Genomic DNA, 23,198 nt, shown 5'->3' with positions numbered 1-23,198 from the left:
ATATGTGTTCGATTTCAAGCTTCAGGAATTCATCTATTCAATATTATTATTTAAATGTGACGTTAACCATAAATAGTCTCGGAATTAAATATGTCAAACCTATGGCGCTATTTTTATTTAAAAAAATTTCCACATCGATTATATAACATTGATACATTTTAACAGATAGGGGTTAACACCGTTTGCAACAGAATGATAAAATATGTGAATGCAGATACCTGCCTGAGAAAGCAAAAGAGAAGCTATGGCTTAATGCTAATTTAGTGCTAATGTAGTGCTAATGCAAAGCTAACTTCAGTTGCACATATCACACTGATAAGTTAGAGTTAATCCCTCAATAACCCGTACCTGATAATTACAGGTTATGTATACGTAAACAGCATTTTATGCCTGTTTGATAACCCTTTAAAATATTGATTTATGGCAATTGTAACCAAAGAGCTCAGTTTTACCGGCGCAATGCTTCACTGTCTGCAAAATGAAATGCTCCGATAAAATCATTGTTCGCAGGAAAGGAGAGGCTTCGAAAGAGAAGATTAAGCATTATCACATTTTTGAACGCACACGGGAAAACAATACGGAATTCGGCGGCGGCGCAATGCCATTAAGGCAATAAGGCTCGTAAGGTGGCCTAAGATGGGCATCAAAAAAGTGATACAATTCCAGGAAAAGGAATGCATCACTTTTTTATTTTAAGGAGTATCAAATCTGCGAATAGCGTTTGTGAACTGTGGATTCTTCCATGTCCGCGCTTTAGTTGAAGCTCGCCCTGAATGCTAAAGGCGACAAGTTAGTCCTTGACTTGAACAGCCTGCCGAATGATTGTGGATGTTCAAAACCCAATCCATAGGTAATGCTTCACTGATAATGGTTTTAGGACTTCAACCCCAAATAGTTAGCACCCAAAAAAACGTAAAAGTTATATTTTATTGTCCGGCATCTGCAAAAAAAGGTAATAGTTGCTCCAGCAAAAGTTGTGGCTGTTCCTCAGCAATATAGTGTCCGGAATTTGCGATAACACCACCTTTACAGTTTTCACATACCATTTTCCAGGATTCATACGGTAGCATGGCAAAGCTTAAAGCACCACCAAGTGCTAACACTGGCATTTTCAGTTTCACTTTGACTTGCTCAGCATTAAGCTCGAAATCTAAAAATAGAGATCGGTAATAATCGAAGCCGGCTTTCATACCTCCTGGCGAGGCGTAGCAGCGTACATATTCTTTAAGCGCTGTTTCATCAATAGCTTCTTTAATAAACGTAGTTTGTTGGTAAAACCAATTTAAGTAAATCTCTTCGCGGCCTTCAACTAATAGTTCAGGTAATTCTGAAACCATATGAAAAGGGAACCACCAAAGTGATTTGCCGTTGCGGGGTAATAAAGGCCTGTTAGCTATTTGTTCCCCCAGCAGACCAACATCCAGAAAAGCCAGTTTACTTACTTCATCACGATGGGAAGCAGCATACGCATAGGCTACATTGGCACCAAAGTCATGTCCCAACAGACGAATGCTTTTATAGTCCAGCTGTTGCGTCAATAGATAAATATCATTTGCAACAGTGTAAATATCATATCCCGATGCTGGTTTGTCCGAATCACCCAAGCCGCGAAGATCAGGAACGATCACCATAAAATGTCTGGCCAATGCCAACATAATGTGACGATAAGCGTACCATGTTTGTGGGTAACCATGCAAGAGCACAATCGGCTCGCCTTCTCCTCCTGTTACATAATGAATATTGATACCATTAACGTTCGTCCACTTCTGCGTAAAAACGGTATTAAACTCCTGACCTAAATGATGGTAGTTCATAATTAAATTCTTTAGTTGACCAATTTAAGATTAAGATTACCTTTAGGCAAGTACCAACCTTTTGGTAAGTAATGAACTTGAAAGTAAAAATAAATGATTATCAAATATTTATGTAATGATAAAAACAAAAAAAGAGAAGAACAATGAGCGGAGTGCTGTATATAATTTAGGTAGCAGAACTTTTGACTGCCCAATTGAACTGACTAGTACAGCCATTAACGGCAAGTGGAAATTATTGATAATTTATCGTTTGTCGCTGCAGCACAAACTACGATTCAGCCAACTGAAAAAAGAGGTGAAGGGCGTTTCGGAAAAAATGCTCATTCAGCATTTAAAGGAAATGGAAAAAGATGGACTGGTAGATAGAATAGTATACCCGGTTGTCCCACCAAAAGTTGAATATGGTTTAACTGAGGCCGGCAGATCTTTTATTCCGGTGTTGGATATGATGAGGAATTGGGGACTCTCTTTTATAGCTGTAGAAGCTACAACATAGCATCAAAAGATTCCGTTAATCCAAAGGAATTAATAGCTTCCAACGGTCTTACCCATTACTCCTGGAACATATAGCCATGTTTATCAGGATTTAAAAGAACTGAAAATTGGCAGCATACAAACGTATGATACCGTTTTTTTTGATACCTTAAGGACCGTATCTTACGGGTAAGCAATAAAACTAATACCTATGAATACTGCTATCAAGGCATTTCTCAGCCATCAGCTGGCGGAAAATAAGTCAGCCTTTCTTGCCACGATTGATCTGCATCCATTGCTCGAACAATTCAAAGAGGAAGTGCTAGAGATTTCCATTGAAGAGAGTGTTGCTGCATTTTCTGTAGAACTGGAAGAGAACATCCAATACTGGTGGACGAATCCGGAAAAGGTTGATGTAGAAGCGGAGCTGTCTGCTATTTTGTTTGAATACAGTGACATGCGCAATGAATCTGAAATAGCAGAGGCATATGGAATAAATAAATTAACGACTCCTCTTGTTTTTCAGGTGGAACCTTATGATAATATTGGCTATTTTGATTTTGCAGAAGGGTTTTATACAGTCCCGGGCGTTACGCTAAAGTGCTGTGACTCACTGAATAAACTGGCCTACCATAATGTGGATGAAGATAAGTATGGAGAAATAGAGATATGCCTTCTCGAAGGATATGAGCGGCTGATGAATGTCTATATGTATAACGCTTATTTGTCTTTACATTTGGCTTTACAGCATTTATACGATCAGGGTAAGTTGGACAGGATCAGAAAGAAAGCTCCTTTTTACTTTTTAATAGGAGAACACGATACTGAAATGCAGTCCTTATTTGTTATCTAAGTATAGCAGCTTATTTTGTTTAACATCTTTCCCGTTGTAAAAAGATCATAACGTATCTGTTTAGATATTTATGATCTTTTTCGTTGGCGGATTCTTATAAGTTTTAAATCTTCAGCCAATCAGGGGGAATCAGATCTTTTGTATTTATTGTTGGAGTTGCAAACCAGGTAGCCGGACAAATAACAATTTTATCTTCATGTTTACATAACCATGCAGACCACCAGGCGAAAGTACTGTTGGATATGATATAATGCTTGCAATTAACCATTAACTGCAAGTAGAATTGGAATTTGGGGTCATAGTATTTTTCATCCACAAAGAATATTTCTTCAGAAGCAGAAATATTTTCTTTGCACCAATCCATGCCATCAGAAAAAACAAAGAAAACAGGATTTGGTACTTTACTTCTTATAATCTGCATTCCCTTCTCAATATATTCGATACTCACAACACCATGTATCTGCGATTTAATCTCAGTGAGATAATCGCTTCGTCTAACATTTATCATTATTGCATTTACTGATTGAATATAGTTCATTAACTCTTTCCATCTGCCCATTACTTCATTTACAAATACAAAATCCTGTTTTAGTAAAGAACTGATTTTTTCGAAGTATTTAAATGATTGCCAATATCCAGAAATTACGAGTAATAAATCATCGGTATTTTGGTCATCGAGGATGGTCAGGATATCTTCATCAAAAGTGAAATCAGTTTCATTTAGTTCATATGCTTTTAAGGTCGCAGCGTTTAATTGAAGTGGTTCAGGGTCGTCTACTATGTTCTCTCCTAATTTAAAAACATCTAGCGCATAAACTCTATCAGATCTGTTTTCTTCATAGATGGTTTTATTGAGGAATAAAGGAAGATTGTATTTTGTTGAAAGATGTCTTCCCAGTGCATATTGGAACATTTGATTGCCCAATCCTCCAAAAAGTTGTAAAGCTATCATATTGCTTATGTTTTTAATAAACTTATTGATGAATTATTTCGTGTATGCGATTCAAATAATCATAAATTCCTCCTATGATATTTTTTTTAGAAAGACTTTCTATGATCATATCATAATGTTTTATCCAGATGCAAATCGCCTCCCGATAGTGGTAGCGGTTGTTTTCGGGTTGTTTATACTTCCATGGCTTATAATATGCCCAGTAGTGAATGATAAGGATCTTGTCTGATCGCTCCGCCAATGAGCAATTGTTCAGATGGCAATAGCTATCAACATATTGGGTGGGTATATTATACTTGTGATCAAGGTGTTTATGCTTTTCTGTTGGCCATTCCGGGAAGAATGACTGAAGAAAGCCCTGGTCTCCACCATCAATGGATGAAAGCTTATCTATCTGCATTATCATCCGGTTAAATAGTCGTTGATCAGGTTCTATAACTAAAAGACCGGAGTTCAAATCTTCCCAGCTGTGATTTTTAGGAAGAAAGCCTCCGGCAATAACGGCAGACATGTGAGGCGCATGGAAAAGATTTTCAATGTTGCCAAGAACAATCATATCGGCATCCAAATAAACAATTTTACTAAACTCAGTTAATTCAAATATTCTTAGTTTTGTATATGTTACCCGGAAGTTTCTGTTAACATTGATAATAGGATTTGGATTATTGACAGGAGCTACCTGTTTGCTAGGAATAGACAGATAGTTGAGTAGTTTGATAGTGTCTGATGAAACTTCGTCGGAAGTAATCACCAGGAATGGAATATGGGGATTATGATTCTTAAGGCTCTCATGTAATACCAATATTCCCGGAAGGAAATCATCTGTAGCCAAATAACTGATGAAGGATTTTTTTTCACGCATATAGACTAATTAAATACACTATACAGCAATATCTCCTGTGGAACTATATTTTTTAAATGCTTTTTGAATAGTATCCAGTTTCCTCTCACTTTCCGCAAATAGTCTATTAACGATTCCTTTGCTGGTATTATGTATTTCAGTGACATCGGAGTAGCCAAAATCTTTTTGTATTGAAATGAATGGGTAGAGTACCATTTTGTTACTGGTTATATCGGAATACACGAGATCAGCAACAACAGTTTCATCATATGGCTCAGAGAGAATTACAGGAAACAACTTTTTATAAAGCACAACAAATTGAGCAGACAGGCAGTGATTGACCCAGTACCTGTTTTCAGTTAGAGGGATGGCATATCCAAAACGTCCGGTACCACCGGATAAATAGCTGGCTCCCTGATAGTGTGCCTCAATAATATTTTTAAGAAGATATTCTTTAGAATAATCGGATGTAAACTGATGATCATCTTCACAAATAATAATGACATCATCATCATTGTCAACTGCCATATTGATAATCTTTAGAATACTTTGCCATAGCCCATAGGCGCCTATTTCATGTTTACAAGCTTCCACAATAGTTACATCAAACTCTGGCTTTTCTGCAAATTGACTTTTTATGTGTTGAAGACGTTCCACCCGTTCGGGAAGATTGATGACGTATGTTGGAATGGTAATATTTTCGAGAGGCGGAATAGTTGCCTGGGAGGTGTTTTTTACACCAAAAGTCTCATTCACATCTTTCAATATTTTTAATCTGTTTGCTGTTGAAACAAATAGATTTGCTACTATTCCTTTAGAATTATTCTTGGGTGTGGCATCAGAATATCCGTAATCTTTTTGTATAGAAATAAAAGGATATAGGAACATGACGTTATCAGTGAGTGAGGCAAGCTGGTAGTCTGCTGCCATAAAATATTCCAGGGGAGAATTGAGTATAGCCGGAAACAAATTCCTGAAAATTACAGTAAATTGAAGCCCGGAGAAATTGCTCGTCCAGAATAGTTTTTCTGAGACCTGGATGAAGTTTTCAAACCAACTTACTCCTCCCAGCAGTATGTCTGCTTTTTTTTCTATAGCGGCAGCGATGGCAGCTTCCAAATATTCAGGTGAATAATGCTCGGTAAATTGATGGTCATCTTCACAGATAATAATGTACTCATTTTGTGCTGGTACAAGATCCTGTAATATATGTTTAATGGTATTCCATAATCCTATAGCACCATTTTTGTTTTCTTCGGCTTCAACTATTGTTAACGAAAATTCTTTTCTGCTTCTGAATTCTTTTTGAATGTTTTTCTTACGCTCAGTTCTTTTTTTCAGGTTGATTACAAATGTGGAGATGCTTTTTTCTTCCATATATTTGCTTTGAGATTGAATGGAGATCTTTTGTATAGAATTTTAATAGCTCTTTCTCATGAGGATTTGAGGCCATCAGGATGTGTCAACATAACGTTTTTAAGCCGTATCGTTGATCTTTGTAACATATATTAGGATCACAGAAAGTAATCTCTTATTCATTTTGAATAGGAGATATTCTTCGCTGCCTTATTGGATCTAAACGGAAAGGAAATATTTTAAATCATGGATTGTATATAAAGAGGGAAGCTGATGCCCATTAATGAAAATGGTAGGTGTGAATTGAATTTTAGTTTTACTACACCAGTTGGACATGCCGTCTATTTTATCTTTCTGGCGCTGTAATTCCCCATTAAGAGGGTATTTAGAGGCAAATTGATCGTAATTTTTGACGCTTTGTTTATACCAGTCTCCCAGTGATTGTGTTGTTTCTTCAAGATTGCCTTTTTCAGCGATAGCGAGCAGATGTCTTACTGGTGGCATTTTGTAGTCTCCTTCAGCAGAGGAAGCCGTAAATATGATCTGTAGTTGTAAGTCGGGATCGTTGTGCAGCAACGCTTCCAATGGTTCATGGGCATTGGCGCAAGGTTCACAATAGGGATTACAGACCTTGATGATTTTCCGCGAACCAGACGGATTTCCCAGTATAATTCCTAAACCATAGGGTTCTTCGTCAATTGCTTTTTGTTTTTGAAGCAAGGTTTCAAAGATTTGTGGATTATGTTTCAATCGTTGTAGCTCTGTTTTAGTCTGTTTGCTTTCTTTTGCTTTTTTCAGGGAAGGAGGCAATATTGTTGCAATAATAAATGGAATACTAAATCCTGCAGTTGCTTGTAATAGTAATCCCGGTATATTGTTTATTGCCGGAAAGTTTAGATGCCAGGCGCCCCAAAACGTAATAGTAGCAGTGACAGCAATAATGGCCTGAATATATAAACATAGTACGCACCACTGTTTTGCGACTTTCCATTGATAATAAATGGAATAAAAAATATATGGTAATGTAAACAGATGAAGACAAGACAAGAAAGCCAGCATTGATGTATTTGTAATACCAGCAATCAGTAAACTGATCAAGCCTCCTGAGAAATAACAAAAGCCAATAGTACTCCAGTTGATACCGAATATTTTAGCGCCTTTGGAAAAGAGCACGGCATTACAGCTGATATTCTTTCGTGCCGAACAGATCTGTTGTAAGAATGGATTGTATCTGTCTATTTCATACCAGAGCAACAAGGAGGTAACCGCAGTTCCTGTCAGCATTAACAGTGAAAACAAAAAAGGAAGCAAGGCCGACATTCCGTTTTGTATAAATGAAAACACCCCTGTAAATAATAAAACCGCCGGCAAACACAAAAGTGCAAGATATCCACCATATTTTTTTCTTTTTTCTTCTTTGATTTTTGCCTGATAATTTTTTTCCCCTGATTTTTCTTTTGGCTCCCCCATTAGCACAATATCAGTACATTGATCGGTAAAGTTACCTATATGGGTTTCCTTCCATTGCTTTTTTTCATAATCGAAAAACTTGGCATGAGTTGCACTTATTTCTTTTACCACACTGAAAAAAACATTTCCATTATCATCACCTTTTATCTGGGTAATAAATGGAGTAGGAATATTTTTAAACTTATCCGGGTCAAATTTTGCCGTCAGATTTTCAATTCCATAATTGTTGAGTATGTCGCTAATACTTAATAAACTTGGGAAATCAGGATGTTCCTCGATCTCCTTTTTTAAGGTGCTGGGAGAGATGCTAACTGATAGAAGTGATGAAAACAAATAGGCAACTTCCGCTCCATTACTCGAAGAACCAAACAGGTTAGAGAATAAATAACGCATAGGTATTCGTATTTTACAGTACTTAGGAATTATATCAACAGATACTTGAAACGTGGCTTGAATTATCAACGTGGACTCACTATAGCTACATGTATGGGTTTGCACAATCTGGGTTTTCAACTACGCTACATGTAAACTTCGGAAAAAAATATTTTATCTTCAATGATAAAGATAACATAAGTATGATTTCAAATCTAATACTAAAAATTTAATTTCAAAACTTTTTTATATTTAATTGTTACATTCATTGTCAACCTTAGCATATTAAAAATATGTCCTTTTCCTTCTACCGCCAGCTTAACGCTATGGATTGTGGCCCCACCTGCCTCAGAATGATCGCCAAACACTATGGGAAGCATTATAATGTCGACACCATAAGACAAAATGCAGGTTTTAGTAAACAAGGAGTTTCATTATTAGGAATTAGTGAAACTGCCGAAAAAATGGGATTCAGAACAAGAGGAGCGCAGATTAACTTTGATAAACTTTATACTGCTCCATTACCCGCTGTATTACATTGGAATCAAAACCATTTTGTTGTCCTTGTGTCAATTAATAAGAAGATTGCAAAAATTGCAGATCCGGGAAGAGGGATTGTATCTTACAAAAAGGCTGAATTTCTGCGATATTGGGTTTCTAATAGCAAAGATGAGATAGGGGAGATTGGTACAGTACTGCTGATGGAACCTTCACCGGCTTTCTACGAAAGCGAGGGTGAAAAGGAAGCGAAACTTAACTGGGGTATAATAACCAGATATCTTCGGCCAGCCAAGGGGCAGTTTATACAGATTTTTATATCCTTGCTTATTAGTTCACTGCTGCAACTGGTGTTTCCTTTTCTAACCCAAACGATGGTAGATACGGGGATCAATACCCGAAATCTGCAATATATTACTATTGTCCTTTTTGCCCAGTTGATGCTTACTTTTAGTAGTACTGTTATTGGTTTTATCAGAAGTCGTTTGCAATTAAGGATTTCGAATAAAATAAATATCGCTGTCCTGTCGGATTTCTGGATAAAACTGACAAGATTACCGATATCCTATTTCGATACGCATCAAACGGGTGATACATTACAGCGTATAGGAGATAATGGACAGATACAGTCTTTCATTACAGGACAAACAATGGGAACTATCTTTTCCATTTTTAATTTCTTTATTTATGCTATTATTCTCATCTCATACAACATAAATCTCTTCCTGGTATTTACCGCCGGTAACCTGCTGTATTTTGGCTGGATTCAATTGTTCCTTCGTATACGCAGAAAGATGAATTATGAAACCTTTTATCTCTCTGCGAAAGAAAATAGTGCTACGTTGCAATTAGTACAGGGTATGCAGGAAATCAGACTTAATAATGCAGAGCGACTTAAACGTTGGGAATGGGAGAATATACAGGTAAACCTGTTTAATCTGAAGTATAAAGGATTAAACTACGGGCAATGGCAAGGGGCAGGCGGGTTATTTATCACACAGGGAAAGGATATCCTGTTAAGCTTCATGGTAGCCCAACTGGTAGTAAACGGACAACTGACCTTTGGAACAATGTTGGCAGTACAATATATTATTGGTCAGCTTAGTGGCCCTGTTGGGCAGTTTATAGGCCTTTCGCAAAGTATTCAAGATGCTAAAATAAGTATGGAACGGCTCAACGAAATTCATCAGTTGGAAGATGAGGAGCCCACAAACAAGTCTTTCATGACTTATTTGCCACAAAGCAAGGACATTACAATTAACAACTTGTCATTTGCTTATCCTGGTGCCGGGAATGACAACGTATTAGAAGATATTAATCTTGATATACCCGAAGGAAAAGTTACTGCTGTAGTAGGAATAAGCGGTAGTGGCAAAACAACACTGTTAAAGCTTCTTCTTAAAATATATGATCAGTATGAAGGCGAAATAAGGATCGGTGAAAGTAATTTTAGATATCTCAGCCCTTCATTTTGGCGTAGGCAATGCGGGGCTGTATTACAGGATGGATATATTTTCAATGATTCCATCGCCAGGAATATTGCTGTAGGTGATGAATATGTGGATCATGAAAAGTTGTTGCATAGCTGCCGGGTAGCTAATATTCTTTCTTTTATTGAAAGTTTACCCAATGGATTTAATACACAGTTAGGCGCAGACGGTGTAGGTGTGAGCCAGGGGCAACGCCAGCGACTTCTTATCGCCAGAGCTGTATACAGAGATCCCAATTATCTGTTTTTTGACGAAGCAACAAACGCACTGGATGCTAATAATGAAAAAGTTATTGTCGAGAATCTTGCTAACTTTTTCCAGGGCAGAACGGTTATCGTAGTAGCGCATCGGCTCAGTACCGTTAAGAATGCAGATAAAATAGTAGTACTACATCAGGGGAAAATAGCAGAAGAAGGTACACATGCCTATCTGACCTCCATACGTGGCCGCTATTATGACCTTGTGAAAAACCAACTTGAATTAGGCGCTTAATCTATACTGTTAAAATAATTATTATGGAAAAAGAACTGATTGACAAGCAGGAGGAAAAGGAATTTCTTGCTGCCAAAACGATCACATCCCGTATTAATCAACGCTCAGAGCTATCTGAAGAGATAATTTCAAGGAAGCCGGATTTCCTTGAGCGATGGGCCTTACTGTTTTTTTTATCTATACTACTGGTATTGTTCTTCTCTACCTGGTTTATAAAATACCCTGATATCATTGAAACAAGGGCTATACTTACTGCTGAAAATGCTCCTAAAGAAATAGTAACAAAGCAGGATGGCCGTCTTGTTAAATTATTGATTCATAATAATGACGATGTGGCCCAAGGGGAAATAATCGGGTGGTTTGAAAGTACTGCCAGGCATGAAGATGTTTTGTTTTTATCAGAACAGCTGGATAGCAGTATAGCTTTGTTAAACTCGGGCCAGATTAGTAAAGTAGCAACCCTGTTTAACAAACGGTTTGACAATCTGGGTGAACTACAATCCTCTTATCAGAAATTTATTACAATATGCCAGCAGTACAATGATTATATAGTTATGGGATTCTATGAAAGAAGAAAATACTTCTTGCAAACCGATATCTATTCACTTGACAGTGCACGACAGATTATTTACGGACAGAAGGAGCTGACGGAACAGGATGTAAAACTTGCAGAAGAGACCTTTAGTATGAATAAACAACTGCTCGCTGAGAAGGTATTGTCGAATGAAGAGTTTAGGGTTGAGAAAAGTAAATATGTAAACAAGACATTAGCACTTCCTCAGCTGGAGACTTCTTTGTTATCTAATACTTCTCTGCGAAGAGACAAGTTGAAGGAATTGGATCAGCTGGAACAAGATGTTGCCATACAGAAAACGGGATTTCAACAATCGATACAATCCCTGAAAAGTGAAGTAGATGATTGGAAGAAGAAGTATTTTTTACAGGCTCCGGTTGCCGGGAAAACGTCATTTATTATTCCGCTACAGGAAAATCAATATCTGAAAGCAGGTAAGGTACTGGGATATATCAATCCTGATGATACACATATTTATGTAGAAGCTAATTTGCCACAGCACAATTTTGGTAAGATAGATACAGGATTTCAGGTACAGCTGCGTTTTGAGGCCTATCCATATCAGGAAAATGGCTTTGTTGAAGGCACGCTCAGCTATATTTCCAGTATTCCTTCAGATAGCGGTTTTCTGGCTACCATAAGGCTAAACAGAGGTCTTGTAACTAATAATAACAAAAACATACCCTACAAGAATGGATTACGGACGCAGGCAATCATCATCACAAAAAACCTCAGATTGATGGAAAGGATGTATTACAATCTGGTAAAATCCACCTCAGTGGGCAACAAGTAAGCTGTGTTAATAATTTTGAATTTGATAAATTTATTTATATTTTAGGATTATAGTTTTGTACCTGGATAAGATTGTTTTTTAAAACCCATTATGAATAAAATTCCACTATCTCCAAAAACTATCTACAGATGTACCATTGATGTACTTATAACATCAAAAAATTATCGTAGCCCTTTTCAGTATAAATACATGAGGGATTTCATTCAATAAATTTCACCCTATGGCCATTTTGAAACATATTAAACGTCTGAAGTACATCGATTATCTCATTAAGAGAAAAGCCACTGGCAACCTTGAGAACTTCGCCCAAAGGAATGGTTTATGTAAAAGAGCTATGACGGATGTTTTGACAGATATGAAGGAACTAGGATTTCCTATTAAATTTGACAGAATGAGAAATACCTATTACTATGATGAGAAAGGAGAAATGGTGAAACATCTTTTTATAAAGGACGGACAGGTATTAACAAGAGAAGAAATGGCGGCTATTGGCAAGGATGAAAATTTGTGCTTCTCCGAAATAACCGTTTTTGAACTCTGTAAAAAGATATGAATGTGTTCATGGCAGATATACTGCTATGAGAGATTTTAGTTTTGAGTCGATATTAATTATTTATAAAAAAAAATAGCGATGAAAAAACTAAAATTGAAAGCTTTAGAGCTGGGAGCTTCTGAGCTCCTGACCAGGGTGCAGTTAAAAAATGTATTAGGTGGATTTGGTGGCAGTGGTAGTGGAAGCGGCAGCGGAAGTGGAAGTGGCAGCGGAAGTGGTAGTGAAGAGCCGTGCGTTAATGAATGCGGACAAGGAACATTAACATGTCCGACTGACAAAAAATGCGAGAGTGTTTTGTGCCCGGATGGCAATTTTTACCATGGGGTATGTGTACCCAAATAAAAAAACTACCTGTAGCATGATTTTATGCTACAGGTAATTTCTTATGAATAGGAACATAATAAAGCTGCCTATGTTATTGATATAGATTTGCATTTTATTTTTTATGTGTCGGAGATTTTTATAATAATATAGATTTTGTTGTTAAAGTATGAAGAGCTTATTTGGATTATCAGTTTTGTTAAATATAGGCCTGATATTGACTGTGTCAGCACAAATGCCAGTTAGAAAAGGTCCGGCTGCACCTGAAGAAATCAGGAAGGCAAAAGTAGAGCTGGAAAAGGATTTCAATAACGCTGCATTACATAGGAAATTTATTACTGCAATGGGAATAAGACATCCCGACCTTCCATCCCAGTATAGAATGTGGATCCAGCAATATCCCGGAAATGCCGCTATCCCATTAGCGTTAGGTACCTATTTTTACAATGCTGAAATGCCGCAGGCCAGAGAGTTTCTTTTGAAATCTGCTGAAATAGATTCAGGGAATGCCCGGATTTGGAATATGTTGTTTGTGGATGCAAGAATAAGAGGTGAGAATCAGCTTTCAGATGTGTACCTGAATAAGGCAATGCTTGCAGACACTTCAAACATTGGATATAAGGCAGATTATATTTATTCTTTGATGGACAAAGATTACAGCGAATTTAAGCAACACGCGCTGAATTTTTTAAATCGTTATCCTGAAAATACTCATAGCGTATCTTTACTTTATTTTATTGGCCGCCGTGCAAAAAGTCAGGCGGAAAAGATTAAGTATTTTGAAAAACTCTATCATCTATATCCGCCAAAAAAATTCTCTTTTTCCGAATCAGCAACGAAAGAGTTAGTGGATATGTATATGCAGACAGATCCTGAAAAGGCACTTGCCATCGTTAATGAAAGCGGAGAGGAAGGAGATTGGAAGATCCGTAAAAAATTGGCGGAATCATTAATCCTTACAAGAAAATTAGAAGACAGTAAAGATTATACGAATGCGAGCATTGAACTAAATAAAGCTGTACTTCCGCGTTGGAACTATATAGATGACTTTATTACTATTAGAAAATCGTTTTTACTCGATAAGACAGGTAATACTAATGCCGCTTATGATAGCGTGGCTGCTAAATTTGCTCAGATGCCAACAGATAGACTTTATGATGCTTTGGCATTTTATGGTAAAAAAATAGGCAGAAATAAATTACGGATAGATAAAGACATTGCAGCTATCAGAAATAAGATCGCCGTTCCCGCATACGCGTTCGATCTTGGGCTTTATACTAAAAGCAGTAATTTGAAATTGGAAGATCTGAAAGGAAAAGTTACTTTGCTAACTTTCTGGTTTCCTTACTGCTCCCCATGCAGGGCTGAGTTCCCTTATTTCCAGAACGTGATTAATAAATTCAGTGATGAGGAGGTGGCATATGTAGGTATTAATGTTTACCCTGAGCAGGATGATTTCGTACAACTTTTCTTAAAGAATAGCAGATATTCATTTATCCCTTTACGAGCGACCCCGGAATTTGAAACCGAATATTATGGGGTAAGTGGAGCACCCCAAAACTTTGTTATCGATAAAAAAGGCCGGATTGTTTTCAAAAAATTTCAAATTGATCAAGATAACGAACGCACGCTCGAATTAATGATTTCAGGGTTATTAAAGATGTAGTTGGGCCTCTGTTTGAGGATGTCTCGAAAATAGCAAAAGACATTCTTAAGAATGCCTTTTGTCGTTTCTATTGCTTGAAGAATTTACTACACGTTTAACGTCTTTATCACACTGGCAGGCCATAACTGCGTAACTCACCTTCTCCGGTTGTCAGCAACAGTTTGTCGTGCACAATCATTACATTAATAATATTACTGCTGTAATCAAAGATATAATCCGGGTTGGTGGTAGGGTTACCATCCAGGTTGTATGCGGTAAATTCAATACCTTCTGGTCTTACCTCTGCCTTACAACGTAAATCTTTTCTGTCGAGCAACAGTAATCTTCCAAACTGCGAAACTACCAGGATGTTATTGTCATCTACAAAAAATACGCTGTAATTGATATTATCCGGTTCGGCGGCAGGAAAATCTTTGCTACCGTCGAAAATGGCTTCCTGTTCCTGTGCGGCTACCCGGGCAATTTCAGGGAAGGAGTAGATGGTTAACGGACCGTCGTAATGAGGAGCCATAACACATTCTTTTCCGGATGGCGAAAAATTACCCATGATGGCATCATCACATTGGGTCAGTTCCGTGAGGACGATGGCGCCATCGGTTAACTGTAACTGCATCTGGATGGATTTATCTTCGCCGGCGGCTGCTTCCAGTAAGATGATGTCATTGTCTGGCGTAGCATGAAATCCGTAGGTATATTGCTGACTTTCCAGCAGCGGATAAGCAGCTATTACTTCAAAAGTGGCAGCATCCATTACCTGTAAGGTGTCCGTTTCGTTTTCCTCACCAGGCAATACAAACCAGATCGTTTTATTATCCCTGGAAAAATAACAGGCGGCACCCAGGAACCAGCCCCAGGAACTATGTTCTACAGTATGTAGTACTTTAGTACCTTCTGCGTCAAGAATACGCATGTCAGTCATACCCGCAATAGCCATCAGGCGGCCATCGGAGGAGGCAGACAGCTTACTGCTTACATAGTTTGTATTCTTTCCCTGGATGATTTTCTCCCAGACAATTTCAAGATTGGCATTGAGTTTTGTAATCAACGGCTGACTTGCAAAGTTCATCAGGATCTCTCCATCCGGCAATGGCACTACGTTTACCGGGTTAGCAGTGAATGTCAGTTTGTTCTGTAAAGGCAGCTTTATATGCGGAAATTGACTCATATATTTTGTTTATACCGTCGCAAAGATAAGGCACAAACAACTTTTCCCCATGGATTGATTACCGGCATAAGCAGTACCACCATATCTCTACCGATTCCATTCAGCTGCGTCATCTGCCACAGCCACCGCTTCTATCTCAATCAGCGCATCAGGGGAATAAAGGGAAGATACTTCCAGTATGGTATCCGCAGGGTAGGGGGCGGTAAAGTATTTACCTCTCAAAGCAACGATCTTATCAAAGTTGGCCATACTCTTTAACAGGATAGTGACTTTCACCACATTCCTAAGGCTGGACCCTCCGGCTTTCAATACCTTTTCCAGGTTCTCAAACGCTTTGGCTGCCTGTGTGTCGAAATCGCCGATACCGGTTAGCTGGCCATTATCATCGATAGCGGTTTGACCGGAAATGAATAGAAGATCTCCAACACGATATCCCTGGGCAAGACGAAATGGTTGGTACGGGTCTGGATTGATTTTTATTTGTGAAATTTTCATTTTGTTATTTTTTAACGGATAATTTGAATGTTCGTTATGAACACAAAGGTATCCCATGCGTCACCGTCGCACGTATAACTATTATAAGAAATGGAATTAAACTAATTTAATTTTTCAGGTTTTTCTTCCTGATCTGGCTCAGGAATACAGGGGTAATGCCCAGATAAGAAGCGATATGCTTTTGCGACATACGCTGATCAATAGAGGGGTATTTTTTTAATAACTGTATATACCGTTCAGCTCCTGTGCTGGTAATGTTGCTTAAAATACGCTGATCCTGCGCGGCACAGGCGTTTTCATTGAGTACACGCCAGAAGCGTTCCAGTGCCGGTATTTCTTTCAGTAATTCTTCTCTTGCCTGTTTTTCGAGCTGCAATACCGTAACCGGTTCTGTAGCAATAATATTACGTGTAGCTGGTTCCTGCCTGATAAAGCTTTGAAGATCTGATATCCACCAATCTTCCATTGCAAAATGCAGGGTGTGTTCATCTCCCTGGTCATCTACATAAAAAGACCGCAGAAATCCTTTACATACAAAACTTTCATGTCTGCAGATATCGCCTTGCTGCAGCAGGTATTGCCTGGGCAGTAAATGCCGTAGCACCAAAGCATCGCAAAACCGTTGCTTTTCGTCTTCCGTTAAGGTGACCCTGGCACACACATGATCAATGATCATATCATAATAGTTGGAAGATACGGACATCAGCTATTTTTACGGGCAAAGATAAAAAATAAGGCTCATTACATTCAAGACATATAATCGTCTATAGTATAGGCTGTCGGCCTTCGCCTAAATAGGTTTCCAGTTCAGTGAAACGGTACAGCCATGTTTCGAATACCTGAACAGACAGCTCGTCATTAAAGAACCTGAAAAATTGAGCTTGTATATCTATGGGAAGTTTAGCCATAAGTAATGATATAGGAATGCCTTAAAGGTATTTCTCCACAAGATAATGAACCAGGGTTTAAAAATAGGGATATTGCCAACCGGGTGAAAATAGAAAAGTAAACTTTACCCATACCGGATAAAGGCAAAAACTTATCTTCGCACAATACCGTCATGCCGAAAAAAAGCAAACATATTCCTGTTAATACGTTGCCTGCCGGAGTCAGGGAGGGAATTGTTATTATGAGAAAATCACCAGACGGACGTCCTGATTTTATAGAAGTGGAGCGGCCACACCGGGACAATGGGCATCTATTTATCTTACAGGAAAAAGGAACAACGCTTATTGAAGTTGACTTTAGAAAATATCACATCAGGCCATCTTCCATCCTCTATATACACCCTGATCAGATACACCGCCTGATAACTTTTGAAAAAGCAACGGTCGCCAGCTGGATCATTACCAGTGAAAATCTGCATCAGGACAACCTGAAACTATTAACAGCCCTTAAGCCGGTAACGCCTTTGGCCATAGAAGCAGATACCCTTGCGGTTATTTCAGACACTGCTTCGCTCTGTATACAGTTTTCCGAAAGGAAACAGGAACGTTTATATGACACCATTCTGAAAGAAAGTTTAAATACCCTGGTTACTTTGGTCGCCTCCCAATATATAGCGCAAACAAAAAGCGCCGACAGTTACGCACGTTTTGAAATAGTTACCCAGTCATTCAAATCTTCGCTGGAGGATCATTTCACAACGGTGAAAAGTCCTACGGTATATGCCGGCTACCAGCATATATCTACGCCTTATCTGAACGAATGTGTCAATGCAGCTACCGGGCACTCAGTTTCCTGGCATATCCAGCAGCGTGTGGTCCTGGAAGCGAAACGCCTGCTGTATCATTCCGATAAATCAATAAAAGAGATCGCGGGCGAACTCGGGTACGGCGACTACTCCTATTTTACCCGCTTATTTGTTAAGGTGGCCGGGATGACACCAGTCGCTTTTCGGAGCAAAAACCACGATTAGTCCTATACTCTCTGCGTATCAGCATTGTTGGTATCCGGCATTAGCCGTTCCTTTGTATCAGCAAAAAGGATATGAAAATGGAAGCATCAGAAAATACTCATTTACTACAGCATAAAGAAATAGCCATCGTAGGAGGTGGCCCGGGCGGTTTGACATTAGCCAGACTTTTACAGCTCAAAGGCGCTCATGTGAAGGTATATGAAAGAGATATCAGTAAAGCCGCCCGCGTGCAGGGCGCCATTGTTGATCTGCACTTTGAATCAGGGCTGAAAGTGATGGAAGCTGCCGGTTTAATGGACGCCTTCAAAGCGAATTATATGCCCGGCGCCGATCAATTCCGCCTGGTAGATAAGGAAGGGAATATTTTTATTGAAGACAAAAGCAATGGTGTGGGCGGCGGTTTTGGTGATGAACACTTCAGACCGGAAATTGACCGGGGCGCGTTAAGAAATATGCTGATTGATGCGCTGCTGCCTGACACCGTGATATGGGATAGTCAGTTAGTGAGCATGGCGGAGGCTGGCAACGGCTGGAAACTCAGCTTTAAAAACGGCACAATAGCTACCGCTGATATTGTAATCGGGGCTGATGGATATCGCTCGAAGATCCGGCCTTATGTAACAGATATTAAGGCATTATATTCGGGCGCCACCATTATCCAGGGTGAAATTGATAACCCGGAAACAGCATGTCCTGAAATGTATGCGCTGGTGAACAATGCCAACCTCATCGCGATGGATATAGGCAAAACCATCGCAGCGCAGCCAAGAGGGGATGGAGGACTTACATTTTACGCATCTTCCCTTTACCCGGAAAACTGGGTAGAAACAAGTGGTATCGATTTTAATGATAAGGAGGAGGTCGCCGCTCATTTAATAAAATATTATGAAGGATGGAGCCCCTTGTTTGTTTCGTTATTTAAAGTATGCCCGCGCTTTGTTCCAAGACCATTGAACTATTTTCCTTTAGATCAGCACTGGGAGGCCAGGCCCAACCTTACCCTTATAGGAGATGCCGCTCACCTGATGCCCCCATCCGGAGAAGGGGTTAACACCGCTATGCTGGATGCGCTGGATTTAAGCGAATGCCTTACTGGTGACGAATTTGATAATATACAGTCCGCCATTGGTGCATATGAACAAAAAATGAGGGCAAGGGCGAAAATGCTTGCGCAGGAAGCGCTGCAGGGAATAGAGGAATTTTCTGCTCCCACAGAAGAATCAATGAAGCGGCTGGCGGCGCAATTTAATCCAGGCGAATGATAAAAAAGCAGCGGCTTTTTACCAGGTCATCACAAAATATTCACGCTCTCATGGTATTCACTTAAATTTAAGATCAGCAATATCACATGAGTTATGAATAATAAAAACATCCTGGAAAAAGCGAATGCAGCTGTTAGCGAAGGAGACAATGAAGGTTTTCTGTCGTTTTGTACCGACGATACAACCTGGACATTTGTAGGCGACCAGACCTTGCAGGGAAAGGAAGCTGTCCGGCAATATATGGCAAAGGCCTACGTGGAGCCGCCAATATTCAGGGTAGAAAACCTGATCGCCGAAGGTGATTTCGTGACGGCAGTCGGCGAAATCAGTATGAAAAACGAAGAAGGAGTAATGGTCGATTATACCTATTGTGATGTATGGCGGTTCCGTGATGGTAAGATGGCGGAGTTAAAGGCTTTTGTTATCCAGGAAGACTGACATTCAGGTGTTGTCAGTACTCAATAACAAAGGCTCCAGTTCCTCCCGGTGCCGCTCGCCCCAGCGCGCGGTAGAGGCAATAACAGGGATAAGCGTTTTCCCCAACGGCGTCAGCTCATACAGTACTTTCGGCGGCCGCTGATCGAAGCTGGTTTTGGTGATGATACCATGCTCAGTTAGCTGCTTCAACTGCGTATCCAGCAGCCGGCGGGATGCTTTGGGCATCTTTCGCTGTAAATCACCCGGCCGGTTGATCCCTGAATGAATACACCAGATCAGGCTGATTTTCCATTTACCATTCAGCACTTCCATAAAAATATGAAGCCCGCATTCAAGTTCAGGCGCTAATTTTCTTTTGTACATGCTGCAAATTTCGCCTTTTTGTCCGGCTTTTACATACGGCTAAATTAAGCCGTACTTGATTAAGCGGAAATACCTGTTGACCTTTGCAGCATGAAATACAAATTATTTGGAACACACACGGGTTTACCCGTAAGCGAATTTGCACTGGGTGCCTCCGCTTTTGGAGAACGGAGAGGATATGGCGCCACACGGGAAGATATTCCGCAGATTTTAGCTGCTTACGCAGATGCCGGCGGCAATTTTATTGATGTAGCTGATCAGTATCAGCTGGGGGAGGCGGAAGAAATAGTGGGCGGCTTCATCGCATCCCGGCGCCACGATTTTGTGATCTGCACAAAATACACCCGGAGCAGCGAAACAGATCCATCACCGGCCAATGAAGGGAACCATCGCAAAGCCATGCGTGGTGCTGTAGAAGCCAGCTTAAAACGCCTCAAAACGGATTATATAGATATCTATATGCCTCATTACGATGATGGCCGTACTCCCCTGGAGGAAATTGCCCGTGGATTGGAAGATCTGGTGAAAGCCGGTAAAGTAGTATATCCCGGACTGGCAAATTTTCCAGCCTGGAAAGCGGCGGCTATTGCCAGTACAATTCCGTTAGCCGCATTACAGATCGAATACAACCTCGCGCAACGGACCGCTGACCGTGAACTGATGGCGATGGCCGGCTATTTTGGCCTGGGTACTATGCTATACTCGCCATTGGCGGGAGGATTACTGACCGGGAAATACCGGCATGGCAACAAGGGAAGGCTTACTCTGTCTTCACCGGATGCATACCAGGAAGACCAGCACACCAAAGCCATCATCGACCTGTTAGAGGTTATCGCAGCAGAAACCGGCGACACTCCCGGTCAGATAGCGTTGGCCTGGACGCTCCACAAAAATTGTTTCCCGATCATTGGTGCCAGATCCCTTGGTCATGTTAAGGAAAGCTTACAGGCGCTTTCGGTTGATGTAAGCCCGGAACAGCTATCGCGCCTGGATAGTATCAGCGCAGTAGCAATGGGATATCCGCATGACCTGCTTAAATCAGTACAAAGGACTTACTGATATTTAAAAAATACCGGCATTTATGGCATTTTTGCCGTAGTTTGTTGCCATAATCGAGCGCTATTGAGCATTGACGGAAATCGGACATATGACGAAAAAGAACTGCTACTGAAGATTGCGGAGGGAGACGAAAGGAGCTTTGGCGCACTAACAAAGCTTCATTGGCCACAAGTGTATGGCACGGCCCTGCGCCTGACCAAATCACCGGAACAGGCCAAAGACCTCGCCCAGGAAATGTTCATCAAATTATGGAACAACAGGAGCAAACTGCCTGAGGTGGATAATCTCAGCGCATATATCTATGTTGCTGCGCGTCATATTGTAATGGATTTTATGCAGAAGAAGGTGCTGCACGTCGATAATATGTCGCACCTCGCCGAGTATTTCACCGAAAATTCCGTCAGCCACCCGCAAACGAGCCTCGAACTGAAAGAACTGCAGCAAACCGTTTCCGCAGCCGTTCAGGCCTTACCCGAGAAAACAAGACAGGTGTTTGTATTACATCGCTTCGAAGGCAAAACCCACAGGGAAATCGCTGACCTGCTCCAGATCTCTGAAGTCAGCTCCAAAACATATATCGTAAGAGCCCTGAAAGATATCCGCCGCTATTTGTCCAAACATGCGGGCGACAACTCCCTGCTGCTTATTTTCCTGCTCAGCGAATTTTTTCAATAATTTTTTTCGGCAGACTGTCTTACCCCTTTCCTTTCTTCCGTCATATATAAACGTAAACGTGATATCATGACCGATGACCAGGTTAGGGAATTATGGGAAAAGTACCTCCAGGGTACTGCTACCATCGCCGAATTAACGGAGCTACGACAAATTTTTAGTCAGTCGCCCCACCATGCACTGTTCGACGAACTCCTGCAATCCGCGTTCACAGAGCCCCGGCATATAGAGCAGGGAGATTATGATGTGAATGATGTGGTGAATGAACTACTGTTACGCATCAACGAACGTCCCACCAGGCGCCTCGCTTTGCCGCGCTGGACCTGGGCGGCCGCTGCATCGTTGCTGTTGCTGGCCGGCGCCGGAAGCTTCTGGTTATGGAATAAAAATGAAAAGAATCAGACACCAACCCATATCCCTATCGCAAAAGCAAACATACCGCCGGGCAGGGAAGGCGCCATTCTAACCCTGTCTGATGGAAAACAGGTAGTGCTCGACAGCCTCGGCAGCGGCATCATTGCCCGCGAGAAAGGTAGCGAAGTAAGACTGGAAGACGGCCAACTGCAATACAATCCGGCAGGCGGGGCAGAACAGACAACCGTTTATAATACCATGTCTACTCCCCGTGGCCGGCAATTCCAGATGACATTGCCCGATGGAACTAAAGTCTGGTTAAACGCGGAATCAGTGATCCGCTATCCGGTTGCCTTTAACGGCCATGAAAGAAAAGTAGACATTACCGGAGAAGCCTACTTCGACGTAAAGAAAGATGCCACCAGGCCATTTATTGTACAGGGGAATAATTTTATCATACAGGTACTGGGTACCGAATTTAACATCAATGCTTATGCAAACGACGGAGCAGTAAAAGCCACCTTACTTACCGGCTCCATTAAAGCTACCACCAATAGCACCACTATGCAGCTTACACCCGGCGAACAATGGGTATACACCGTGCCGGGGCAATCTCCAAAGATTCTACAGAACGCAGACATTAACCATGTAATGGCATGGAAGAACAAAAGGTTTTCATTTAACGGTAACATCCGGCAAATCATGAATGAAGTAGCAAGATGGTACAATATAGAGCTGAAATATGAGGGCAATATCCCTGATAAAGAGCTGGAAGGAGGTTTTACCCGGGAAAAAGAACTCGGCAAAGTACTGGAAATATTACAGGCAGTAGGTGGCGTGAAATTCGACCTGGCCGGTAAAACCCTTATTGTAAGCGCATCAAAATAATGCAGCCAAAAAAACCGCTCCGGTGGTAGCCGGGCGGTTATGCAAGGCTAATATACTTGTAGAGT

At 40.5% G+C, this 23,198-nt stretch carries 21 protein-coding genes and 1 pseudogene; 12 read left to right on the top strand and 10 right to left on the bottom strand.

The window, feature by feature from the left end:
• Positions 1-753 precede the first annotated feature (753 nt).
• Positions 754-855, bottom strand: a pseudogene (locus tag BMW79_RS34265) (AraC family transcriptional regulator); the annotation flags it as partial.
• Positions 856-926: 71 nt separating this feature from the next.
• Positions 927-1,814, bottom strand: a complete 888-nt coding sequence (locus BMW79_RS23625) for an alpha/beta hydrolase (RefSeq protein ID WP_089898712.1) — start codon at positions 1,812-1,814, stop codon at positions 927-929.
• A gap of 115 nt (positions 1,815-1,929) precedes the next feature.
• On the opposite strand from BMW79_RS23625, the gene BMW79_RS23620 reads away from it, so the two are divergent.
• Together BMW79_RS23620 and BMW79_RS23615 are read left to right on the top strand one after the other, a co-directional pair.
• Positions 1,930-2,310 (top strand): winged helix-turn-helix transcriptional regulator, encoded by a 381-nt coding sequence (locus BMW79_RS23620; RefSeq protein WP_089898710.1) that lies wholly within the window; start codon positions 1,930-1,932, stop codon positions 2,308-2,310.
• Between the two features lie 189 nt (positions 2,311-2,499).
• Positions 2,500-3,141, top strand: a complete 642-nt coding sequence (locus BMW79_RS23615) for a hypothetical protein (protein ID WP_089898708.1) — start codon at positions 2,500-2,502, stop codon at positions 3,139-3,141.
• Between the two features lie 103 nt (positions 3,142-3,244).
• Here the strand turns inward: BMW79_RS23615 and BMW79_RS23610 are convergent, their stop codons facing one another.
• The 4 genes from BMW79_RS23610 to BMW79_RS23595 form a co-directional block, all read right to left on the bottom strand.
• Entirely contained in the window at positions 3,245-4,093 is an 849-nt protein-coding gene (locus BMW79_RS23610; protein WP_089898706.1) for an alpha-1,2-fucosyltransferase, read from the bottom strand.
• A gap of 22 nt (positions 4,094-4,115) precedes the next feature.
• Positions 4,116-4,955: a glycosyltransferase gene (locus BMW79_RS23605; RefSeq protein ID WP_089898704.1), complete on the bottom strand. Its 840-nt coding sequence runs from the start codon at positions 4,953-4,955 to the stop codon at positions 4,116-4,118.
• Between the two features lie 18 nt (positions 4,956-4,973).
• Positions 4,974-6,311, bottom strand: a complete 1,338-nt coding sequence (locus tag BMW79_RS34260) for a glycosyltransferase family 25 protein (protein WP_245752648.1) — start codon at positions 6,309-6,311, stop codon at positions 4,974-4,976.
• 198 nt (positions 6,312-6,509) lie between these two features.
• Entirely contained in the window at positions 6,510-8,153 is a 1,644-nt protein-coding gene (locus BMW79_RS23595) for a vitamin K epoxide reductase family protein (protein WP_089898702.1), read from the bottom strand.
• A gap of 272 nt (positions 8,154-8,425) precedes the next feature.
• Here BMW79_RS23595 and BMW79_RS23590 point away from each other — a divergent pair, with 272 nt between their 5' ends.
• From BMW79_RS23590 to BMW79_RS23575, 4 genes are all read left to right on the top strand, one after another.
• Entirely contained in the window at positions 8,426-10,612 is a 2,187-nt protein-coding gene (locus BMW79_RS23590; protein ID WP_089898700.1) for a peptidase domain-containing ABC transporter, read from the top strand.
• 23 nt (positions 10,613-10,635) lie between these two features.
• Positions 10,636-11,979 carry an HlyD family secretion protein gene (locus tag BMW79_RS23585; RefSeq protein WP_089898698.1) on the top strand — a complete coding sequence of 448 codons (1,344 nt, stop codon included), beginning with the start codon at positions 10,636-10,638 and terminating at the stop codon, positions 11,977-11,979.
• Between the two features lie 220 nt (positions 11,980-12,199).
• Complete coding sequence (locus BMW79_RS23580) at positions 12,200-12,532, top strand: hypothetical protein (RefSeq protein ID WP_089898696.1); 333 nt, start codon at positions 12,200-12,202, stop codon at positions 12,530-12,532.
• A 490-nt stretch (positions 12,533-13,022) separates the two neighbouring features.
• Positions 13,023-14,519 carry a TlpA disulfide reductase family protein gene (locus BMW79_RS23575; RefSeq protein ID WP_089898694.1) on the top strand — a complete coding sequence of 499 codons (1,497 nt, stop codon included), beginning with the start codon at positions 13,023-13,025 and terminating at the stop codon, positions 14,517-14,519.
• A gap of 106 nt (positions 14,520-14,625) precedes the next feature.
• On the opposite strand, the gene BMW79_RS23570 is transcribed toward BMW79_RS23575, so the two are convergent.
• From BMW79_RS23570 to BMW79_RS23560, 3 genes are all read right to left on the bottom strand, one after another.
• The gene (locus BMW79_RS23570) at positions 14,626-15,684 is read right to left on the bottom strand and encodes a hypothetical protein (RefSeq protein ID WP_089898692.1); all 1,059 of its coding nucleotides are present in this window, start codon (positions 15,682-15,684) and stop codon (positions 14,626-14,628) included.
• Positions 15,685-15,771: 87 nt separating this feature from the next.
• On the bottom strand, positions 15,772-16,179 hold the full coding sequence (locus BMW79_RS23565) for a RidA family protein (RefSeq protein WP_089898690.1): 408 nt from the start codon (positions 16,177-16,179) through the stop codon (positions 15,772-15,774).
• Positions 16,180-16,285: 106 nt separating this feature from the next.
• Positions 16,286-16,882: a Crp/Fnr family transcriptional regulator gene (locus tag BMW79_RS23560; protein ID WP_218150424.1), complete on the bottom strand. Its 597-nt coding sequence runs from the start codon at positions 16,880-16,882 to the stop codon at positions 16,286-16,288.
• A gap of 426 nt (positions 16,883-17,308) precedes the next feature.
• On the opposite strand from BMW79_RS23560, the gene BMW79_RS23555 reads away from it, so the two are divergent.
• From BMW79_RS23555 to BMW79_RS23545, 3 genes are all read left to right on the top strand, one after another.
• The gene (locus BMW79_RS23555; RefSeq protein WP_245752646.1) at positions 17,309-18,097 is read left to right on the top strand and encodes an AraC family transcriptional regulator; all 789 of its coding nucleotides are present in this window, start codon (positions 17,309-17,311) and stop codon (positions 18,095-18,097) included.
• A gap of 77 nt (positions 18,098-18,174) precedes the next feature.
• Positions 18,175-19,359 (top strand): FAD-dependent oxidoreductase, encoded by a 1,185-nt coding sequence (locus BMW79_RS23550; protein ID WP_089904147.1) that lies wholly within the window; start codon positions 18,175-18,177, stop codon positions 19,357-19,359.
• 93 nt (positions 19,360-19,452) lie between these two features.
• Positions 19,453-19,797, top strand: coding sequence for a nuclear transport factor 2 family protein (locus BMW79_RS23545; protein ID WP_089898686.1), 345 nt, complete (start codon positions 19,453-19,455; stop codon positions 19,795-19,797).
• Positions 19,798-19,800: 3 nt separating this feature from the next.
• Here the strand turns inward: BMW79_RS23545 and BMW79_RS23540 are convergent, their stop codons facing one another.
• Positions 19,801-20,160: a winged helix-turn-helix transcriptional regulator gene (locus BMW79_RS23540; RefSeq protein WP_089898685.1), complete on the bottom strand. Its 360-nt coding sequence runs from the start codon at positions 20,158-20,160 to the stop codon at positions 19,801-19,803.
• A gap of 90 nt (positions 20,161-20,250) precedes the next feature.
• Here BMW79_RS23540 and BMW79_RS23535 point away from each other — a divergent pair, with 90 nt between their 5' ends.
• From BMW79_RS23535 to BMW79_RS23525, 3 genes are all read left to right on the top strand, one after another.
• Entirely contained in the window at positions 20,251-21,219 is a 969-nt protein-coding gene (locus BMW79_RS23535) for an aldo/keto reductase (RefSeq protein WP_089898683.1), read from the top strand.
• A gap of 63 nt (positions 21,220-21,282) precedes the next feature.
• Positions 21,283-21,894 (top strand): RNA polymerase sigma factor, encoded by a 612-nt coding sequence (locus BMW79_RS23530; protein WP_177192304.1) that lies wholly within the window; start codon positions 21,283-21,285, stop codon positions 21,892-21,894.
• 66 nt (positions 21,895-21,960) lie between these two features.
• A complete protein-coding gene (locus tag BMW79_RS23525) occupies positions 21,961-23,133 on the top strand; it encodes a FecR family protein (RefSeq protein ID WP_089898678.1) in 1,173 nt (390 codons plus the stop codon).
• The last annotated feature ends 65 nt before the right edge of the window (positions 23,134-23,198 follow it).

The sequence above is a fragment of the Chitinophaga arvensicola genome (genome assembly GCF_900110835.1).
Taxonomy (GTDB): Bacteria; Bacteroidota; Bacteroidia; order Chitinophagales; family Chitinophagaceae; genus Chitinophaga; species Chitinophaga arvensicola.
The sequence above is the reverse complement of the archived record's forward strand: the minus strand, read 5'-3'. Positions and strand labels throughout refer to the sequence as shown.